Source organism: Thermomonospora sp. CIF 1 (assembly GCF_001896795.1).
In the GTDB taxonomy this organism is placed as follows: domain Bacteria; phylum Actinomycetota; class Actinomycetes; order Streptosporangiales; family Streptosporangiaceae; genus Thermomonospora; species Thermomonospora curvata.
On record NZ_MOYN02000027.1, the window covers coordinates 19,082 to 38,316 of the forward strand.

Annotated in this window: 12 protein-coding genes and 3 pseudogenes; 11 read left to right on the forward strand and 4 right to left on the reverse strand. The window is 70.3% G+C overall.

All coding sequences use genetic code 11. The features are described from left to right. Positions 1 to 461 precede the first annotated feature (461 nt). Positions 462 to 1,022 (forward strand): NADPH-dependent FMN reductase, encoded by a 561-nt coding sequence (locus BUE48_RS23910; RefSeq protein WP_012855187.1) that lies wholly within the window; start codon positions 462 to 464, stop codon positions 1,020 to 1,022. Positions 1,023 to 1,588: 566 nt separating this feature from the next. Here the strand turns inward: BUE48_RS23910 and BUE48_RS23915 are convergent. Then, positions 1,589 to 1,870, reverse strand: coding sequence for a hypothetical protein (locus BUE48_RS23915; RefSeq protein WP_286991105.1), 282 nt, complete (start codon positions 1,868 to 1,870; stop codon positions 1,589 to 1,591). A 582-nt stretch (positions 1,871 to 2,452) separates the two neighbouring features. Between BUE48_RS23915 and BUE48_RS23920 the strand changes: the two genes are divergently transcribed. The 4 genes from BUE48_RS23920 (at position 2,453) to BUE48_RS23935 (ending at position 8,675) form a co-directional block, all read left to right on the forward strand. Beyond that, positions 2,453 to 3,787 (forward strand): NsdA family TPR-like regulatory protein, encoded by a 1,335-nt coding sequence (locus BUE48_RS23920; RefSeq protein ID WP_012855189.1) that lies wholly within the window; start codon positions 2,453 to 2,455, stop codon positions 3,785 to 3,787. A 259-nt stretch (positions 3,788 to 4,046) separates the two neighbouring features. Beyond that, the gene (locus BUE48_RS23925; protein WP_012855190.1) at positions 4,047 to 5,027 is read left to right on the forward strand and encodes an AAA family ATPase; all 981 of its coding nucleotides are present in this window, start codon (positions 4,047 to 4,049) and stop codon (positions 5,025 to 5,027) included. After that, on the forward strand, positions 5,020 to 7,527 hold the full coding sequence (locus BUE48_RS23930; protein WP_286991106.1) for a S8 family peptidase: 2,508 nt from the start codon (positions 5,020 to 5,022) through the stop codon (positions 7,525 to 7,527). Before BUE48_RS23925 ends, BUE48_RS23930 begins: the two co-directional genes overlap by 8 nt. 176 nt (positions 7,528 to 7,703) lie before the next feature. After that, entirely contained in the window at positions 7,704 to 8,675 is a 972-nt protein-coding gene (locus tag BUE48_RS23935) for an NADPH:quinone oxidoreductase family protein (RefSeq protein ID WP_012855192.1), read from the forward strand. Positions 8,676 to 8,760: 85 nt separating this feature from the next. Here the strand turns inward: BUE48_RS23935 and BUE48_RS23940 are convergent, their stop codons facing one another. Next, on the reverse strand, positions 8,761 to 9,381 hold the full coding sequence (locus tag BUE48_RS23940) for a TetR/AcrR family transcriptional regulator (RefSeq protein ID WP_012855193.1): 621 nt from the start codon (positions 9,379 to 9,381) through the stop codon (positions 8,761 to 8,763). Positions 9,382 to 9,651: 270 nt separating this feature from the next. On the opposite strand from BUE48_RS23940, the gene BUE48_RS23945 reads away from it, so the two are divergent. Both BUE48_RS23945 and BUE48_RS23950 read left to right on the forward strand, forming a co-directional pair. Beyond that, on the forward strand, positions 9,652 to 10,320 hold the full coding sequence (locus BUE48_RS23945; RefSeq protein WP_012855194.1) for a TetR/AcrR family transcriptional regulator: 669 nt from the start codon (positions 9,652 to 9,654) through the stop codon (positions 10,318 to 10,320). A 275-nt stretch (positions 10,321 to 10,595) separates the two neighbouring features. Then, positions 10,596 to 12,206 carry a right-handed parallel beta-helix repeat-containing protein gene (locus BUE48_RS23950; protein WP_012855195.1) on the forward strand — a complete coding sequence of 537 codons (1,611 nt, stop codon included), beginning with the start codon at positions 10,596 to 10,598 and terminating at the stop codon, positions 12,204 to 12,206. Positions 12,207 to 12,538: 332 nt separating this feature from the next. Here the strand turns inward: BUE48_RS23950 and BUE48_RS23955 are convergent, their stop codons facing one another. Beyond that, positions 12,539 to 14,302, reverse strand: a complete 1,764-nt coding sequence (locus BUE48_RS23955; protein ID WP_286991107.1) for a S9 family peptidase — start codon at positions 14,300 to 14,302, stop codon at positions 12,539 to 12,541. A gap of 220 nt (positions 14,303 to 14,522) precedes the next feature. Here BUE48_RS23955 and BUE48_RS24565 point away from each other — a divergent pair. Both BUE48_RS24565 and BUE48_RS24570 read left to right on the forward strand, forming a co-directional pair. Beyond that, a pseudogene (locus tag BUE48_RS24565) lies at positions 14,523 to 14,858 on the forward strand (protein kinase domain-containing protein); the annotation flags it as partial. Continuing rightward, a pseudogene (locus tag BUE48_RS24570) lies at positions 14,785 to 15,396 on the forward strand (WD40 repeat domain-containing protein); the annotation flags it as partial. The pseudogenes BUE48_RS24565 and BUE48_RS24570, both read left to right, overlap by 74 nt. Positions 15,397 to 15,424: 28 nt before the next feature. Here BUE48_RS24570 and BUE48_RS23960 read toward each other — a convergent pair. Then, the gene (locus BUE48_RS23960) at positions 15,425 to 16,354 is read right to left on the reverse strand and encodes a serine hydrolase (protein WP_286991108.1); all 930 of its coding nucleotides are present in this window, start codon (positions 16,352 to 16,354) and stop codon (positions 15,425 to 15,427) included. Between the two features lie 397 nt (positions 16,355 to 16,751). Here BUE48_RS23960 and BUE48_RS23965 point away from each other — a divergent pair, with 397 nt between their 5' ends. Both BUE48_RS23965 and BUE48_RS23970 read left to right on the forward strand, forming a co-directional pair. Beyond that, positions 16,752 to 16,985, forward strand: coding sequence for a hypothetical protein (locus BUE48_RS23965; protein ID WP_286991109.1), 234 nt, complete (start codon positions 16,752 to 16,754; stop codon positions 16,983 to 16,985). Between the two features lie 446 nt (positions 16,986 to 17,431). Continuing rightward, positions 17,432 to 19,219, forward strand: a pseudogene (locus BUE48_RS23970) (ABC transporter ATP-binding protein); the annotation flags it as partial. Between the last annotated feature and the right edge of the window lie 16 nt (positions 19,220 to 19,235).

A 19,235-nucleotide genomic window follows, 5' to 3' on the forward strand; every position in this document is an offset into this window, starting at 1 on the left:
CCGGCTCTCGGGGAACCCCAGCGACCCTTCATTGCTAAGGGTTAGTGATTCGCCACTCTCCGCAGTAACCCTGTCCTCAGGGTTAGATCAGCCTTACCGCCGGTCGCACTTGGTCATCCCATAAAGGTCACCTTCGCCGCCGATCCCCCTGCACGGCGCCGATTCCGGCCGGTAGGGTGCCCGCCCGCCGCCATCGGCCCTTACGCCTTTTTGAGCAGCAGCCCTCAAGGGACGCACCGACAAGGGTCCGGCTTGCCGTCCCAGATCCCCCAGTCCGCGGAAACGACACGCGCCGCGTGAAGCCGGGGCATTTCCTCCGGCGGCTTTCAAGCGATCCCGCCCTCCCGTCCCGGAGACTCCCGTCACAGCGCCCGCGCCCCCATTGACCTCAAGCAAGGTTCAGGTTGAAAGCTGGTCGTCACCCGGCCGGAAAGCCCGTGCGACGAGATCAGGAGCCCACCATGTCCCAGGACCCTCTCCGCCTCGTGATCCTCACGGCGAGCCTGCAGCCGGGCCGGCTCGGCCCGATCGTGACCGGCTGGTTCGCCGACCGCGCCCGACGGCGAACGGACCTGAGCGTCGATGTCATCGACGCCTCGGCGGAACTGCCGCCGGTGGAGCGCTCAACGGCGGCGCGCACCGCGGTGGGCCGGCGCCTGGCGGCGGCCGACGCCTTCGTCGTGGTGACCCCCGAGTACAACCACAGCTTCCCCGGCCCGCTGAAGCACCTGATCGACCAGTACACCGCCGAATGGCGGGCCAAGCCGGTCGGATTCGTCTCCTACGGCGGCATCTCCGGCGGCCTGCGCGCGGTGGAACAGCTCCGCCTGGTCTTCGCCGAACTGCACGCCGCCACCATCCGCAACACCGTCAGCTTCCACCGCGCCCGGGAACGCTTCGACGGCGACGGCAACCCCAAAGACCCCGACAGCGAAACCGCCGCCACCGCCCTGCTCGAGCAGCTCTCCTGGTGGGCCCACGCCCTGCGCGACGCCCGAACCGCCCGCCCTTACGTGGCTTGATCCTCGCGGCCCGGTTCAGCGGATCTCCAAGCTCGGCTCAGGGCGGAAGCGCACGAACCGCCACAGGCGCCACCAGAAACGAGGCGCACGGCCGCCCATGGCTTCCTCCATCGGGCCTGCCGGTCGAGGAGACACCCGGTAACGGGCAGGGGTGCCGGCGCCACGCCTGGTGGCGCTTTGCGCCGACCAGGACGGCGTGGCGATATGGGACGTCCTGCAGGAGGCCGAAGCCGCATGTGCCGCCGTGCCGGCCCGCCCTGGTGCGGGATGCCGAGCCGGACGAGCGTTTTCTCGTCCCGCACCCGCCCGCGTCCAAGTCCCGTCCGGCCGAACGGCCACCTCTCGCACCGGACGAGAGACATCGCGCCGATAAAACTCCAGCAGACGGAGTTCCAGCGTCTCGGGGCTGTCCGCCTCCAGAAGCCGGTCTCTGCCTCGCCGATCGCGGACCATGGCCCACCAACTCCCGGTGTGGTTCCCCCGCCAGATCAACGCCGCGGGGAACCTGCCGGGCGGCACGGCCGGCGCGCACCTTTCTTCTAGCGGTGCCGGCGGCGCGGCGGTCCTCACCGCGCCTCCCCCGCGCCCGCGGACAGTCGGCCCCTGAGCGCGAGCGCGGCGTCGGTGATCCGGTCGGACGGGGCGAGCGGCTCCCCCGTACCGGTGAAGAACCACAGCGTCCCGGCGTCCTCGGCCCGCCGGCGGCAGACGACCAGGGCGACCACGGTCCCGGTCCCTTGGTCCCGGACGAGCAGGCCGCGGTCGCTGAGGTCCACCTCCATCCGATGCGCCGCCAAGTGCGCGGCGAGCGCCGCCAGCCAGTCCTGCGGCATCCTGCGGTCGTTCACAGATCAGCACCGCCTTGCTGGTCAAGGCCCTGGGACGCCCGATGCGGACGCATCGGCCCGAGGCCGCCTCCGTTTCCCGATCTCGTTCGAAGCCGCACGGCGCCCGCTCCGGTTCGCGGGTGACGGGGGGAAGGAGCGGGCCGCCGTACGGCGACGGGTCACTGCCGGTGCTCGATCCGGGGGTGATCGCGGCTCCCGGCGCTGAGCCTTCTTCAACGCCCGTCTCCGCAGGTTGAGACGGAGGCATCGCCGTCCGGGGACGCCGTGGCCCGGGATGCCCGATGCCACGCGGTTGAAAAAGGTCCACTGACTCCGCCGACCTGACCGGCCCGGGGAAGGCGCGCTGCTGCTCCGGCATAACCCCGCTCCAGGGTGCCGCCGGCGCGCCTACCCACGAGGCCGCTTCCGGTCACGTTCAGTAAAGGACAGGACACGCAATCTCCGGAAGGCTGACAATGTTGACACTTTGCAGACACTTTCGGGGGGTGTCAGGGCGGACATCAGGCGGACACGATGCGGACACTTTGCGGACACTTTTGCGCCCACCTCACATCCCCCCGGAGCGAATGAGAGGCTGCGCCCATGACCGACAAGCGGCGCCCCGCATGGGCGGTCAGGCTCGAAGCCGAACGATCGGCCCGGCAATGGGGTAAGCACGAGATGGCCCGGCGGCTACTGGCCGCATCCCACATCGAACGGGGTTCGATTCGAAACCTCGCCCGGCAGATCCACCGCTGGGAAGCCGGAGAGGTCTTTCCCCGCGACTGGGCCACCGCCTACGCCACCGTTTTCAAAGTCCCCAAAGAAGATCTTTTCGGCCCCGAATGCCGCCCTCCGGAGGGTCAAAGCACCACTCCCACGGGTACCGTCGAAAAGGAGACCCGTCCCGACAATGGGGATGACGACGTGAAACGCCGTGCGCTCTTGGAACTGATGGCCGCCCTCGGCGCCGGAGCGGCAGTGCCCGCGGGCACGGTCGCCGCCGTGCTCACCGCCCTGGAAAGCTCCCTGGACGCCCCCGCCACCGAACTGGACGCCCCCGGCTGGCAGAACCTCGCCTGGGAGTACTCCCAAGAGATCTGGGTCCAACCGGTCGGCGCCCTGATGCGCGACCTGGCCGCCGACATCATGGATCTCGGCGTGGCCCTGCAACGCGAAAAGAACCCCTCCGCCCGCCGCGACCTGCTGCGGGTCAGCGCCCAGCTCACCACCTACATGTCCCAGGAACTCAGCGACCTGGGCCGCTACCGCGACGCCGGCCGAGCCCTCCAGGCCGCCACCCACGCCGCCGATGAATCCGGTGACCACGACCTGGCCACCTGGGTCCGCTACTACCGGGCATCAAGCGCATTGTGGGAAAATCGCCCCCCAGAGGTCATCAACAGCTTCCTCAACGACGCCTTCAAGCACGCCGCTGGAAGACCGTCCTCCGGGTTGGTCAAAGCCTTCAGCACACGCGCCAAGTTCCTTGCCACCCAAGGGGACGCGACAGGAGCCAAGCAGGCGATCCGCGATCTACACGAGGTATTCGGCCGGCTCCCTGAGCACGTCCTCCAAGACCGGATATCACCACACGGCTACTCAGAGAGCGCCCTACGAGAAGCCGAAAGCTTCACTTACGCGATGCTGGGCGACACAAAGCACGCCACGTCCGCGATCGACCAAGCCCTCTCCCTCATGCCCGAGGAGCGCTCGGGAAGCCGCACAAATCTCAACCTCATGCGTGCCCTCGCCCTCGTCCACGACCGCGACATCACCGAGGGCCTCAACCACGCCGCGACCACCTTGAACGGCATGCCCACCAGCTCAAGCCGCCGCCGCATCACCGAGGAGATCATCAAAGCCCTCCCCGACGAGAAAACCCGCGCCCTCCCCGCCGCCCGAGAACTCCGCGCCCTCGCCGCTGCCAAGACCTGATCCCACGCGAGGGCATCCCGGCTTCGAAGGGCATCGCAGGCATCAAAGGCGGACGCGAGACAGCCCCTTGCCGCACGGGTGCCGCCGGTGACCTGGACGTGCCCGCCCACGTCGCCTGCTCCGGTATTCCTGAAAGGCGCGTCCGCCTACAACCACCAGGAGTTTCATCGAAACCTCCCGTCGGTTGCAGGGAGGCGCTCGCCCCCTCACTACCGGCTGGTTACAGTCGGGGAGGACGGCGGAACCGGGTGAGGGGTGTGTGTTGGCGGCCTCGGCAGACCACGTCAAAGCCCTCGTCAGGGCCCACGCGGCAGGTGATGAGGAGGGCTTCTACGCCGTCGCCCTGCAGATGGCCGCCAAGGCGGCGCGCCAGGGACACAACCGGCTGGCGGCCGAGCTGCGGGACCTGATCGACCGGGCCAAGGCCGAGCAGGTGCCCCAGGTAGGCCCCACCCCGGTCATCAGGCCGAAGGGCGAGCTGGCCGAGCTGGTCACCGCCGAGTACCCGCAGGTCCGGCTGCGTGACATGACGTTGTCCAAGACGGTGCGCGCGGCACTGCAGCGGATCCTGCACGAGCAGCGGCAACGCGCCCGCCTGGAGTCCTATGGCTTCGAACCGATTCACCGGGTACTGCTGGTGGGGCCGCCGGGCACCGGCAAGAGCATGACAGGGGCCGCGCTGGCCGGGGAACTCGGATTGCCCCTGTTCACCGTCCGGCTGGACGGGCTGATCAGCCGGTTCATGGGAGAGACCGCGGCCAAGCTGCGGATCATCTTCGAGGCGACCAAGAAGACCCGGGCGGTGTACCTGTTCGACGAATTCGACGCCATCGGCGCGGAACGCACCGCCGCAAACGACGTCGGAGAGGCCCGCCGTATCCTGAATTCCTTCTTGCTCTTTCTGGACGAGACACGACCGGAGAGCCCGGTCATCGCCGCGACGAACCACCCCCAACTCTTGGACCGTGCGCTTTTCCGCAGGTTCGACTCGGTCATCGCCTATGACCTACCCGACCGAGGCCAGGCCAAAGAAGTCCTGCGGAGACGCCTGCAGATGATGGACACCACGGAAGTCGACTGGTCGGCGGCCGAAAGCCACTCAGCTGGTTTGAGCCACGCCGAACTGGTCCGAGCGGCCGAATCCGCCGCCAAAGACGCCATCCTACGGGGGGAAGAGGCGGTGTCCACCGCAGCTCTGATCGCCGCTCTGAACGAGCGCGCGAGCGCTCGCCGTGAGTGAGCCGCTCGAGCCCTCGGCCCGGCGCACCCGGCCCCATATCATCGTCCCCCGCCAGGGGCGAGACGTCGGCTACCGGGGCCGAGGAGGCGGCAAAGCCCCGAAGATCCGCGCCATCGGTGACCCCGCAGCCCACGTCTCCCGGCTCACGAGGGAATTCATCCAGGCCCGGGAACTGGCTCTAGAAGCGGCCTTCGAACTCCCCGAAGAGATCCAGGCCGAAGGATTCACCCTGTGCGTCGAGGGCTGGAACGACGAACCCGGCTATGAGCTGGCGTTGAGCAGCCTCGACGTTCATGGGCTGCGTCTGCTGACAGTGCTGCCCGCCGAGGACTCCCGGCCGCAGCAGGCGCTGGTCTGGGTGCCGCACGACGCGGCTGGCGTCTTTCTGCGCAAGCTCGAAGACTTCGCGGCCGCGGGGAAGAACGAGAGGCTGGTGGCCAACATCGCGGCGCTGCGGTTGGCGGTCCTAAGGCACTTCTGGCAGGAGAGCGAGCCGTTCCCGGAAACCGAGGAGCCGCACTGGTGGGAGGTCTGGTTCGCACGGCTACCGGACAACCCAGACCCGTCCGAGCAGCTCGGGGAGGTCTGCCGTGAGTTGGGGCTACGGTTCCATGAGCAGACTCTGGGTTTTCCGGAACGAGTGATCGGGCTCGTTCATGGCTCTCCGGACGAGCTGGGACGGTTGTTGACCACCAATACCGTGGTGGCTGAGCTTCGTCGGCCTCCAGTGGTCTCCGAGATCCTCGACGATGCAGAGCTGGAACGCCCCCTCGCCGAAGACCTGCAAGAACGCCTCGTGCCCGCCGACCCGGACAGTCCGGCGGTGTGCCTGTTGGACACCGGCGTCAATGCCGGACACCGGCTGCTGAGGGACTCCGTCGACGAGACCCGCAGCGTCCTGGCGTCGACCACCGGAGCGGACAGCCACGGCCACGGCACGCAAATGGCGGGGCTCTCGCTGTACGGTGACCTGACGGCCACATTGCTGAGCTCCGGTGAAGTACAGCTCAGACATCGACTGGAGTCGGTGAAGATCTACCAACCCAACCGCCCGGAGATAAGTCCTCCCCCGCCGTTGTACGGGGCGCTTATGGCATCGGCCGCCTCCCAAGTGGAGATCCCACGTCCCGGACGGCCCCGGGTGTTCTCGCTTCCAGTCAGCACCTTGCGCGAGGACAACGACGGCAGGCCTTCGTCATGGTCGGCAGCACTGGACGCGCTGTCCTTCGGAACGGACATCCGCCCTACTCCCAACGGGCTGGAACTGCTGGGACGTCCGAACCCGGCGCAAGCCCGGCTTTTCTGCGTCGCGGCGGGCAACGTCCGATACGATCAGACGAGTTCAAACTTCCTGGACGTCTGTGATTTCAGAAGCGCCCAGGACCCCTCCCAGGCATGGAACGTACTCACCGTCGGTGGTTACACCGATCTGACCGAGCTACCCGCCAGGCCCGAGTACCAGAATTACTCTCCGCTCGCTCCGCAGGGCGAGTTGTCGCCGCACAGCCGGACCGCCAGAACGTGGAGAGAGCTCTGGCCGTCCAAGCCGGACATCCTGATGGAGGCCGGCAATCTGGTCGTCGACGGTTACGGTCCTCCCCTCACCGCCGAGGAACTCGAACTGATCACCACATCTCACCGGGGAGGCCTCACCACAGCAAACGCCACCAGCGCGGCGACCGCCCAGGCGGCCCGGCTGTGCGCCCTGGTCATGGACCGGTATCCCGCTCTGTGGCCGGAGACTGTCCGAGGTCTGCTCGTTCACTCAGCGGAGTGGACCCGGCCCATGAAGGCGGCGCTCTACGCAAAGGGCCTCAAGAAAGGGGACCGGGTACGACTGCTGCGCCGCTACGGGTGGGGAGTGCCCACCGAGGAACGAGTCCTGGCCAGCGCGGACGAAGACGTCACGATGATCGTGCAGGATGAATTCCTGCCCTTCGAACTGCGTCGCGGCGACATCTCCATGCGAGCGCTGCGACTGCACCAACTTCCCTGGCCCCGAAAGCGGCTCATGGAACTGGCGGGCCGCGACGTGCGGCTGCGCATCACGTTGTCGTACTTCGTGGAGCCCAACCCGTCCTGCCGAGGGTGGAAGCAGTACCAGTACCCCTCCCACCGGCTCAAGTTCGCGCTGAAGAAGCCAAACGAAAGCGCCGAGGACTTCCAGAAGCGGATCAGCCGGGAGGCACAGGAGGAAGAGGACAACCCCGGCCGCAGAAGGAGAGAGTCCGACAACCGCAACTGGCTGATCGGCCCGCGAGGACGGGAACGGGGTTCCCTGCATGCAGACATGTGGACGGGCGACGCCTCTGAGCTGGCCCACTGCGGCTACATCGCGATCATCCCGGTCGGCGGCTGGTGGAAGAGCAACAAGCGCAAGGACCGGCTGGAGCTCCCGGTCCGTTACAGCCTCCTCGTCTCCCTGACCTGTGCGATCCCCACCGACATCTACAACCCGATCGCGGCCCAGATCGGCATCGGCACCGAGATCACGACCTGACCCGCGGGCACAGATGCCCTCGCCGACCGGACAGGCCCAAAACCACGATAGCGAAGCCGGCGAACCGCCCCGAAGCGGGCTCGGCACCTCCCAGTAAGCGTCGCTGGCTGCCGCTGTACGGTCGTTCGGCACTGGTGCGACCAGATCGCCGGAAGGCGCGACGCTGGGGAGGATGCATGATGCGTGCAGTGCGGGTGACCAGCCTCGACGGGCCGGACGCGGTGGAGATCGGGGAGGTGCCCGAGCCGGTGCCGGGCGACGGGAGGGTGATCGTCGAGGTGCACGCCGCCGGGGCGGCCTTTCCCGATGTGCTGCTGACGCGGGGCGAGTACCAGATCAGGATGGAGCCGCCCTTCACCCCCGGCGCGGAGGTGTCCGGCATTGTGCGGCATGCGCCCGAAGGCGCGCCGGTGCGGGTCGGGGAGCGGGTGGCCGCCTTCCCCGGGACGGGTGGGTTCGCCGAGCAGGTGGCCGTCGATCCCCGGCTGGTCTTCGGGGTGCCGGACCGGGTGCCGCTGGAGGCCGCCGCCGCGCTGCCGCTGAACTACCTGACGGTGCATTTCGCTCTCACCCGGCGGGGCGGGCTGCGGGAGGGCGAGACGGTGCTGGTGCACGGCGCCGCCGGGGGGATCGGGACGGCCGCGGTGCAGTTGGCGCGGGTCATGGGCGCGCGGGTGATCGCGGTGGTGTCCAGTGCGGCCAAGGGCGAGGTGGCGCGCAAGGCCGGGGCCCACGAGGTGGTGCTCGCCGAAGGGTTCAAGGACGCCGTCAAGGAGCTGACCTCCGGGCGCGGCGTGGACATGGTCGTCGACCCGGTGGGCGGGGACCGGTTCACCGACTCCCTGCGCAGCCTGGCCCGCGAGGGGCGGCTGCTGGTCATCGGGTTCGCCGCCGGGCAGATCCCGACCGTGAAGGTGAACCGGCTGCTGCTGAACAACACCGCCGTGATCGGCGTCGGGTGGCCGGAGCTGTGGCTGCACGAGATGGACTACGTCCAGCGGCAGTGGGCCGACCTGCGTCCCCACCTGGAGTCCGGGGCGATCGACCCGGTGCTGGGGCCGTCCTTCCCCTTGGAGGACGCCGCGGAGGCGCTGCGCGTGCTGGACCGGCGGCAGGCCACCGGGAAGGTGCTGCTGAAGGTTCGCTGACCCGCGTCCGGCGTTCCCCGCCCGCCGGTCGTCCGGTTCCCTCCGGCCCGCCCTGCGGACGATCTGTGCGGCGGGGACGTGCGGCTCATGCGGGAGCGACCATGCGTTTGATGAACACGTGCAGGAAGGAGCGGAAGGCGGCCAGCTCGCGCGGATCGACGCCCTCGATCCGGTCGGCGTCCAAAAAGCCCCGCGCGGGCCTGGCCCGCACGTCGCTGTGGACGACGCCGCCGGTCAGGAAACCGGCGACGGACCAGACGATCGTCCACAGCAGGTAGTCCACATCCACGTCCTCGGGCACCAGGGGACGCACGAAATCGGCGATGAGGGAGGTCAGCGACTCGCGGTAGGACTCCAGTTCGACGGTGTCGGCCGCATCGCCCATCCAGCGGTGCATCCACATCCACTGAAAGCGCGGCTCGGCGGCGTGGAAGTCCAGGTAGGCGTCGGCGAGCTGGAGCAGCCCCGGCAGGCCCGGAGCGGCCGAGGCCGCCGCGGCCCGCAGCGCCTCGTGCTCGGCCCGCTGGATCCGCTCCATGATCGTCAGGTACAGCTTGAGCCTGCCGCCGGTCCGCGCCACGAAGGTGTCGACGTCCCATCCGGCGGCGGCGGCGATCATCTCCGTGGAGGTGCCGTCGAAGCCCAGGACGGCGAACAGCCGCAAGGCCACGTCCGTGATGTGCTCGAGTTCCGGATCAGCCTTCATCTCCACCACTTCACCCCGTCGATCGACCGCACCACGCCCGGCGCCGGGCAGGGTGCGACCGGCGCGGTCTTTGCGTCCGGACCCCCTACTTCCCCCCGAGGGGCCGACGAAAATCCAGAAGAGAGGTCATCCGGCCGGCATCCCCGGGGGACACGCCGATCGGGCGGACCGTGACCGGCGGCGTCCGCCCGAAGCGATCACCGTGGCCGTCTGCGGACCGTGGCGGCGGGATCGTGTCCCCGGCGTTCACAGTCCGCTTATGGTTGCTGTGTGACCGAGACGAGGTCGGCCAAATCCGAACAGACACGCGCGCTGATCGTGGAGACCGCGCTGCGGTTGTTCCGGGAGCGCGGGTACGAGGCGACCACCATGCGCGCCATCGCCAAGGAGGCGGGGGTCTCGGTCGGCAACGCCTACTACTACTTCGGCTCCAAGGAAGAACTGCTCCAGACCTACTACGACGAGCTGCAGGAAGCGCACATGGCCGCCTGCCGCGCGGTGCTGGAGCGCGAACGCGAGTTCGCCCCGCGGCTGCTGGGCGTGCTGAAGGCCCGCATCGACACGATGGTGCCCTACCACCAGTTCGCCGGGAAGTTCTTCAAGTTCGCCGCCGAGCCCACCAGCCCGCTCAACCCCTTCAGCGCCGAATCCGGCCCGGCCCGGGCGGCGGCCATCGCCATCTACCGCGAGGTGGTGAACGGCTCCACCCTCAAGATCGACCCGGACTTCCGGGAGGAGCTGCCCGAGCTGCTGTGGCTGTACTCGATGGGCATCGTGCTGTACTGGGTGCACGACTCCTCCCCCGGCTGCCGCAAGACCTACCTGCTGGTCGAGCGCACCGTGCCGCTGGTGGACAAGATGGTCTCCATGTCCCGGCTGCCGGGTTTCAAGAGCGTCACCCGCGAGCTGGTCGGCATCATCCGCGACGTCCGCGCCTGACCGGACGGATTCCCCCACACCGGCGGGGGTTTCGCAGGCGGTGGCATACCCGCGCGGTGACGGGGAAGTGCGGGAAAAACAAACGTCCGGCCGCCGCGCGTCACCGCGCCCGCCCGAGCCGTCACGACCGCGGCCGGGGCGAAAGGCGCCGAAAGCATGCGGCCTTGGATGCCGTTCCGTCACCGGGCCTTGTGACGGGCTCACCGCGCCGGCCTCGGCGGGCCGGCCGCGCGGCGGGACGAGCCGGCCACAGGGCCGATCGAAAGGAGACCCGCATGTCCATGCCGCTGGCAGTCGACGCCCGGGAACACGGTCTGGTCGGCGACGGGACCACCAACGACCAGCCCGCGCTCGCCGCACTGGTCGACGCGCTGGGAGCGGCCTACGCCGCAGACGGCCTCCCCCGGACCATCCACGTCCCTCCCGGCCGCTATGCGATTCACGACCAGGGCATCGTCTGGCGCAGCGGCGTGTCGCTGGTGGGCGCCGGGCCCGGCGCCACCTGCTTCGTGCTGGCCAATCCCGGTGCCCCCACCTCGCCGGTGCCGCTGGCGTGGTTCACCACCGCCCAGCACGGCGCCGGGCCGGACAACTACGTGGCGGACGTCACCTTCGCGCACTTTGAGATCGACGGGTCCGGGGTGGAGCTGCCGGCCTATGACGTGCTGTCCAAGGGGCTGGGCCTGCAGTACGTGCTGCGGGGCCGCTTCCGCGACCTGTACATCCACGACACCCCGGCCACCGGTTTCGGCTGCGACTTCCTGCAGGACACGATCGTGGAGGGCGTGCTGGCCGTGCGCTGCGGCCGGCTGGACAACGGGGAGCAGATGGGCGGGGCCGGCCTGGGCATCGGCATCGGCGGCTGGGGGCCGGTCGAACGGCTGACCGTGACGGGCTGCACCGCCCTGGGCAACGGCACCAACGGCATCTTCGTGGAGCTGCAGAAGGAGTACTGGACGCCGCCGCGCGGCATCGTCATCACCGCCTGCCACGCCCAGGACAACCGGTTCGGCATCTCCGACTGGGGCGCCGACGGGCTGCTGGTCTCCTCCTGCACGATGATCGGCAACCACGAGGCCGGGTTCGATGTGTCCTCGCTGGGCACCACGGCCGTGGCCGGCCGGGGCGGCCGCGTCACCGGCTGCCTCATCGACGGCAACGTCCGCGACGGCGTCCGGGTCGGCAACACCCCCGGCCCGTACGCGTTCCACGGCAACCGCATCAGCAACAACGGCCGCTACGGCTACTGGGAGCACAACCTGACCCGCGGCCTGCACGAGACGGTCACGGACGTGGTGCTGGAGTCCAACGACATCCGGGACAACGGCCTCGACGGGGTCCGGGTCGACGCCCCGATGCGCAACTGTGAGATCTCCGGCAACCGGATGCACAACAACGGCCGCCGCGCCGCGCCGGGCACCTCCGGCGGCGGCCCCCGGGTGCGCTTCACCGAGCTGTCCATGATCGACGAGAAGGCCGACTGGCTCCCCGGCGGGCACCGCGGCAAGCGCCTCACCGTGGGCGAGCAGAGCGCCCTGGTGGTGGACAACACCCGCACCGAGCTGACGCTGGCCCCCGCCCGCCCCGGCGCGCGCACCGCCTGGCGCTACGGCACGCCCCCCAACGGTTCGCCTTACCACCTTCCCGGTCCGCCCGCCGACCGCCCCGGCCTCACCGTCGCCGCTCCCGTGACCGGTTCCCGCCTGCGCGGCAACCGCATGTGGGACGACCAGCCCTCCCCGACTCAGACCCACGGCGTCTGGATCACCAAGGAGGGCGGCTGGGCCGGCGGCCGCGTCACCGAGAACGACCTGAGCGGCAACCCCGCCCCCGTCCGTTTCGACACGCCGCCCCAGGACACTCGCTGGCACGCCAACGAGGAGTGACCTGGACCCGCTGCGCCGCTCACCGGGAGCCGACGGGCTTCCGTCTCTCCCGTCCCCGGGCCCAGCGGGCGCGGCCTGGGCTGCAGAGCCGTGCTGGATGTTCGCCGCTCCCGTCCCCGGGCCCAGCGGGCGCGGGGGTGGGCACCGCCCTCCGAGCGGTGGGCCGCCGCCGCCCGGCCAGGGTTCGGCCACGCCGAGATCCCGGTGAGCCGGATGAGGCCTTGTGGCGGAGAGTCACCAGCCGCCCGCCGGTGGGGACACTTCACCGGCACGCGACCGGCACGGGCGGCCCCGGCGGCCGGTGCTCCCCGGCGCCGCCGGCGGGGCCGCCGTCACAGCAGGCCGAGGTGCTTGCGGGCGAAGGTGATCTCCATTTCCATCTGGCGGATGCGTTCTTCGACCACCAGGGAGCCGTGGCCGGCGTCATAGCGGTAGACCTCGTGGGGTTTGCCCAGCTCGTCCAGGCGCTTGAGGTAGTTGTCGATCTGGCGGATGGGGCAGCGGGGGTCGTTCTCGCCGGCCAGGATGAAGACCGGGGCCCGGACCTGCTCGACGTAGGTGAGCGGCGAGGAGCGGCGGTAGCGGTCGGGGACCTCCTCCGGGGAGCCGCCGAACAGGGAGCGGTCGAACGCCTTGAGGGCCTCCATCTCGTCCTCGTAGGCGGCGAAGTAGTCGGCGACGGGGACGGAGGCGATGCCGACCGTCCAGTCCTCGGGCTGGGTGCCCAGGCCGAGCAGGGTGAGGAAGCCGCCCCAGGAGCCGCCGGTCAGCACCAGGCGGGCGGGGTCGGCCAGGCCGCTTTGCACGGCCCAGTCGCGGACGGCCTTGATGTCCTCCAGTTCGGTGAGGCCGACGCGGTGCTCGATCGCGTCCCGCCAGGCCGAGCCGTACCCGGTGGAGCCGCGGTAGTTGACTCTGACGACGGCGAAGCCGTGATCGACCCAGGCGGCCACGGCCGGGGAGAAGGAGTCGTCGTCCTGGGCGGTGGGGCCGCCGTGGATGTCGAAGACGGTGGGGTGGGGGCCGGGGCCGCCGGGCTTGCTGATCAGGGCGTGGATGCGGCCGCCGGGGCCGTCCACCCAGGCGTCCTCCACCGGCACCGACGGCGGGGCGGGCGGGCCCTCGGCGGTGAGCACCACGGTGCCGGCGCTGGAGCGGATCACCGGGGGTTCGGCGGCGCTGCTCCAGGCGAACTCGACCGTGCCGTCGGGGCGGGCGGTGGCGCCGGTGATCACGCCGCGCGGGGTGTCGATGCGGTGCAGCGTGCCGCCGGCCAGGTCGTAGCGGTACAGCTCGTCGCGGGCGTGGTGGGAGTGGGAGATCAGCAGCGCCGAGGCGTCGGGGTACCAGTCGGCGTCGATCTCGCCGGGCAGGTCGATGTGCAGCTCGGTCTCGGTGCCGGCGATCGGGTCCCAGATCAGCAGCTCGGGACGGCCGCGGCGCTCGTGGTTGACCAGCAGCCGGCTGTCCCCGGCGACGGGGGAGAAGCCGCAGGAGTACACGCCCTTGCCTTCGCCGTCCCACAGGTCGGCGACGGTGGTGCCGTCCGGGCGGACGACGCGCAGCGCCATGTGGCGGCTGTCGCCGTGCTCGCTGTGGCCGATGGCGATCAGGGTCTCGTCCCGGCTCAGCCCGGCGACGTGGGCGTCTTCGGCGTGGTGGTAGAGGACCTCGGGGGATGCGCCGGGACGGCACAGGTGGATGGTGGTGCCGTCGTCGGTGCTGCGGCCCACCACCGCCAGCCCGCTGGAGCCGCGGGCCAGCCCGGCCGGGTAGGCCGGCTCCAGGCCGGGGACGGCGGGCTCGTCGGGGCCGCCGTGGAAGGGCTGGCGCATCCACACCCCGAACTCGTCGCCGTCGGTGTCGGCGAACCACCAGATCCACTCGCCGGTGGGGTCGACGCCGCCCATCCAGGTGCCGTTGGGCCGGTCGGTGACCTGCCGCCGCTTCCCGCTCTCCCGGTCCCAGGCGTAGATCTCCCAGGTGCCGGTGGCGTTGGAGCGGTAGGTGCAGCGGCTCGGGGCGTCCTTGGCCCAGCCGGGCAGGCTCACCCGGGCGGCGCGGAACCGCGCCTTCCAGCGTTCCTCGTCGACCATGAGGCCCAGTATCGCCCAGCGGTACGACCGCTCGGCACCGCGCGCACCGTTGTGGACAACCGTACGAAGACGCCCCTTTTTGATATCAGTTTCGCCTGGCCGCAGAAGTGACGGCCAGAAATTATGCGATGTTTCTCCATTGATGTCCGTTCTTCGGTGAGTGCCGGTGTGACCATCCCGATATCCCGTTTCCGAGCCTGCGGCTTCTTGGTCGGCAAATATGTCCCTCAGGTCGGGAACGGGCAGGGGGTGCCGGGTGGAACCTGGGTCGGAGATCGCGGGGCGCTACCGGTTGGAGCGGCTGCTGGGCCAGGGCGGTTTCGGTGAGGTATGGGCGGCCGCGGACCTGCTGCGGGACCGGCCGGTGGCGATGAAATTCCTGCACCGCGGCATGTCGACGGACAAGCCGGTGGTGGTGGCCAAGTTCCGCCAGGAGGCCAAGATCGCGGCCCGGCTGGAGCACCCGGGCATCACCCGGGTCGATGACTTCGGCGAGCACGACGGCCAGTGGTTCCTGGTCATGGAACTCCTGCAGGGCCGCACCCTGGCCGCCGAACTGGACGACCATCCGCCCGCCCGCATCCGGCCCCTCCCGCCGCACCGTGCTGACGGTGACCGCCGCCTTGGGCGCTTTGGCCGTCCCGTTCGTCGTCTTCACCGCGTTCAAAGGCCGCAAGGAGCCGGACGGCCGGGCCGCGTCCGGCTCGGGCGGCTCCCCTCAGGCCGCCGCGCCCCGCGCCCCCGCCGCGAAAATCTGGAACACCAAAACCGCCCCTCACGTCACCGAACTCAACGGGCACGCGGACACCGTCTATTTGGTGACGTTCGACCCCGACAGCACCGCCAAGCTGTGGAACACCAAAACCGGAGCGCTCATCACCCACCTCGACAAACACCGGGCTCCCGCCTATTGGGCGGCGTTCAGCCCGGACGGCACCACCCTGGCCACCGCGGGCGACGACAAGACCATGCGGATCTGGGACGCCGCGACCGGCACCCCTACTACCAGCCTGACCGGGCACAAAGACGCCATCGGCTCGGTGGTGTTCGGCCCGGACGGCGGCACTCTCGCCGGCGCCGGCAACGACCACACCGCCAAGATCTGGCAGGGGGGGCGTGAGATCAGCCGACGGGTTCGGGGACGGCCGAGCCGTCGGAGGTCTCCCAGGACGGGCCGGGGGCGCTGGGGGCGATGGCCTGCCGCTCGCCGGGGTTCAGCACCCGGTGGACGGCGCGGGCGACCCGTTCGATGGTGGTGACGGCATACGACATCGACGGGGCGCCCTGGGTGAGGACGACGATCATGTAGTCGCGGCCGTCGCCGTCGAAGGAGCCGATGCTGTGCACCCGCCAGTGCCGGCCGTGCCGGGGCAGCCAGCCGTTTTTGAGGTGGACGCCCGCCCCGGCGGGGGCGCCGGCCGGGACGCCCCAGCGCTGGGAGGGGATGACCTCGGCCATCAGCTTGAGGCCGTATTCGCGGTGATCGTCGCTGAGGACCTCGTTGGAGCCGGTGTACAGGCGCAGCAGGCGGATCTCGTCGCGGGCGGTGATCTGGGTCAGCCCCCAGTACCCGCCGGGTCCGAGCCGGGTCTGCGTCATGCCGGCCAACGTGAGGAAGCGCTGCAGCCGGGTGCGGCCCAGGGAGCGCCACAGGGTGGAGGTGGCGTTGTTGTCGGAGCGGGTGATCATGGCGCGGGCCAGTGAGCGTTCCCGGGAGGTCAGCGCCCGGCCCTGTTCCATCGCCCGGCGTTGCAGGGCGCCGAGCACGGTGACCTTGACGATGCTGGCCGAGTCGTAGCGGCGGGCCTTGCGGACCCAGCACAGGATGCCGCGCCGGCGGTCGTGCACGCCGACCGATTCGGTGCCGGTGCGCCCGCGCAGGGCGTTCTCGATGGCGCGGTCCAGCCGCCGGGCCATCGCCGGTCTCTGCCGGGAGGTGCAGGCGGCGGTGTCGGCGTGCGCCGCGGGCGTCCACGACACGGACGCCGCGACGGCCGCGGTGGCGAGCAGCACATGGTGTCTTCCCGGAACGCCCCGGCGAGGTCCGCCCATGCACTCACGGTAATCACGGGTTCGGCCGCTGGAACGGGATCGGGGTCAACGACACGTCATCCTCTGGATGGGGACTTCCATGACCGGCGGCTCCGCACTTCCGAAATAGTTGTCCACAACCTGTGGACAACTGGCCGCACTCGGCACGGCCTCATGGGACGGCGGCGATGAGAGCGCCTCGGCCTCCGCTGTGGACCAAGGACCCGATTCATGAGAAAACGACGGAACGGAACAACTTGTTCCAGCGTCTCAAGAGTCGTCGATCCACCGGAACGCGATGGGGCGCCCGGCCATGGAACGGAACCGCTTCCCGTGCATTGCAGCCGCTTCATCGGCACGTGGTCCGGTCCGGCCCGGCCGGCGAAACTCCCCCGAGGATCAACGGAAAGGTCGTCTCATGCTGAAGGCTCGTCTCGCCGCCCTCACGGTGACCCTGGCGATCACCGCCACAGGACTCACCGCCTGCTCCCAGGACCGCTGGTGCGAACACGACGCCACCGACCAGAAGGTGGCCGACAGCTACTGCGAGAGGGGCATCCCCGGCTACGAGTGGGAGCCCGACAGCGATGGGAGCAAGAAAAGCAAGAGTAAGAGCAAGAGCAGCTCCAAGAGTTCAAAATCCGGGAAGTGACCTTGCGGGCGTCCGCTCTGGACGGCCGGCGCACCCGGCTCGGGCCTTTCGGGGCCTGCAGGGGAACGAACCCTCGACATATCGTCCCCGCAGATTCGGCCTCCGGGACGAGCACCGAGTTCGGTGAACCTTTCGGCCCCTGACCCGGTGGTACCCGCCCTCTGCCCCTTCCCGACTCCACGGTCCTGAGCTGCGGAAACGGAGTGTTGAAAAGGCCGGGCGACAAGCCGGACGGATCCCAGAGCGCCGCTCGGTCCACCTCGCCCGCCAAGCCCCCAGGCCGCCGAGTCCTCTTCTTCAAGCCCGAAATGGGATTCGAGGTCCGGCCGCCTTCTGGGAAAACCCTGTCCGCGCCCACCGCCCGGTCATCGCGTTGACCTCAACCGTGCTTGAGGTTGCACCCTGAAGCGCGTGACGGCGACCTGAGGCGATTCGGGGTGGTGCGCATGGACATGGAGATGACGGCATGGCGGTCGCTGCGCAGCGCGACGTCCGCCGGCGACGACCGGCGGCCGTTCGGACCGGCCACGCTGCGGCGGATCGGCCGCTTCGCCCGCCCGCACCGGCCCAAGCTGGTGCTCTTCCTGCTGCTCAGCACGGTGACCGCGGCCCTGGCGGTGGCCACCCCGGTGCTGGCCGGAAGCGTGGTCGACGCCATCGTCGGCGGCGAGCGGGTGCAGACGGTGGTCGCGCTGGCCGCGCTGATCGCCGTGCTGGCCGTCGCCGAGGCCGCGCTGGGGCTGGCGGGCCGGTGGCTGTCGGCGCGCATCGGCGAAGGGCTGATCCTGGACCTGCGCACCGCCGTCTACGACCACATCCAGCGGATGCCGATCGCCTTCTTCACCCGCACCCGCACCGGCGCCCTGGTCAGCCGGCTGGGCAACGACGTGATCGGGGCGCAGCGGGCCTTCAGCTCCACCCTGCCGGGGGTGGTGGGCAACCTGGTCACGCTGGTGCTGACGCTGGCGGTGATGGTGCGGCTGTCCTGGCAGATCACCGCGCTGGCGCTGGTGCTGCTGCCGGTGTTCGTGCTGCCCGCCCGGCTGATGGGTGCCCGCCTGGCCCGGCTGGAACGGGAGGCCGCCGCCTGCAACGCGGCGATGAACACCCAGATGACCGAGCGCTTCTCCGCCCCCGGCGCCACGCTGATCAAACTGTTCGGACGCCCCGAGCGCGAGTCGGCCGAGTTCGCCGCCCGCGCCCGCCGGGTCGCCGACATCGGGGTGCGCACCGCCATGGTGCAAACCACGTTCATCACCGCGCTGACCCTGGTCTCGACCCTGGCGCTGGCCCTGGTGTACGGGCTGGGCGGCTTTTACGCGCTGCGCGGCGCCCTGGACGCCGGCGCGGTGGTGACGCTGGCGCTGCTGCTGACCCGGCTGTACGCCCCGCTGACCGCGCTGGCCGGCGCCCGGGTGGAGGTGATGGGCGCGCTGGTCGGCTTCGAGCGGATCTTCGAGGTGCTGGACCTCGAGCCGCTGATCACCGAGCGGCCGGACGCCCGCGCCGTCCCCGCCGGCCCGGTCTCGGTGGAGTTCGACCGGGTGAGCTTCGGCTACCCGCCCGCCGACCGGATCTCCCTGGCGTCCCTGGAGGAGGTCGCCGCGCTGGACGCCCGGGGCGGCGAGCGGGTGCTGCACCAGGTGTCCTTCCGCGCCGAACCGGGCCAGATGGTGGCGCTGGTGGGCTCGTCCGGGGCGGGCAAGTCGACGATCGCGCAGCTGGTGCCGCGGCTGTACGACGTCGACGAGGGCGCGGTGCGGCTGTCGGGCGTGGACGTGCGCGAGCTGACGTTCGAGTCGATCCGGCAGACGGTCGGCATGGTCACCCAGGACGGGCACCTGTTCCACACCACGATCCGCGAGAACCTGCTGCTGGCCCGTCCGGACGCCACCGAGGAAGAGCTGTGGGAGGCGCTGCGCCGGGCCCGGCTGCACAAGCTGGTGGCCGGCCTGCCGGACGGGCTGGACACCGTCGTCGGCGAACGCGGCTACCGGCTGTCGGGCGGCCAGCGGCAGCGGCTGACCATCGCCCGCCTGCTGCTGGCCCGCCCCCAAGTGGTGATCTTGGACGAGGCCACCGCGCACCTGGACTCCACCTCCGAGGCCGCCGTGCAGGAGGCCCTGGCCGAGGCGCTGCACGGCCGCACCGCGATCGTGATCGCGCACCGGCTGTCCACCATCCGCGCCGCCGACCAGATCCTGGTGGTCGAAGGCGGCCGGATCCGCCCCCGCCGCCGCCTGAACCGTC

Excerpts from the sequence above, each read along its gene's own strand:
- BUE48_RS23960 (WP_286991108.1), bottom strand. The coding sequence starts at position 16,354 with ATGGGCGGACCTCGCCGGGGCGTTCCGGGAAGACACCATGTGCTGCTC.
- BUE48_RS23950 (WP_012855195.1), top strand. The coding sequence starts at position 10,596 with ATGTCCATGCCGCTGGCAGTCGACGCCCGGGAACACGGTCTGGTCGGC.
- BUE48_RS23940 (WP_012855193.1), bottom strand. The coding sequence starts at position 9,381 with ATGAAGGCTGATCCGGAACTCGAGCACATCACGGACGTGGCCTTGCGG.
- BUE48_RS23955 (WP_286991107.1), bottom strand. The coding sequence starts at position 14,302 with ATGGTCGACGAGGAACGCTGGAAGGCGCGGTTCCGCGCCGCCCGGGTG.
- BUE48_RS23965 (WP_286991109.1), top strand. The coding sequence starts at position 16,752 with ATGCTGAAGGCTCGTCTCGCCGCCCTCACGGTGACCCTGGCGATCACC.
- BUE48_RS23920 (WP_012855189.1), top strand. The coding sequence starts at position 2,453 with ATGACCGACAAGCGGCGCCCCGCATGGGCGGTCAGGCTCGAAGCCGAA.
- BUE48_RS23910 (WP_012855187.1), top strand. The coding sequence starts at position 462 with ATGTCCCAGGACCCTCTCCGCCTCGTGATCCTCACGGCGAGCCTGCAG.
- BUE48_RS23935 (WP_012855192.1), top strand. The coding sequence starts at position 7,704 with ATGATGCGTGCAGTGCGGGTGACCAGCCTCGACGGGCCGGACGCGGTG.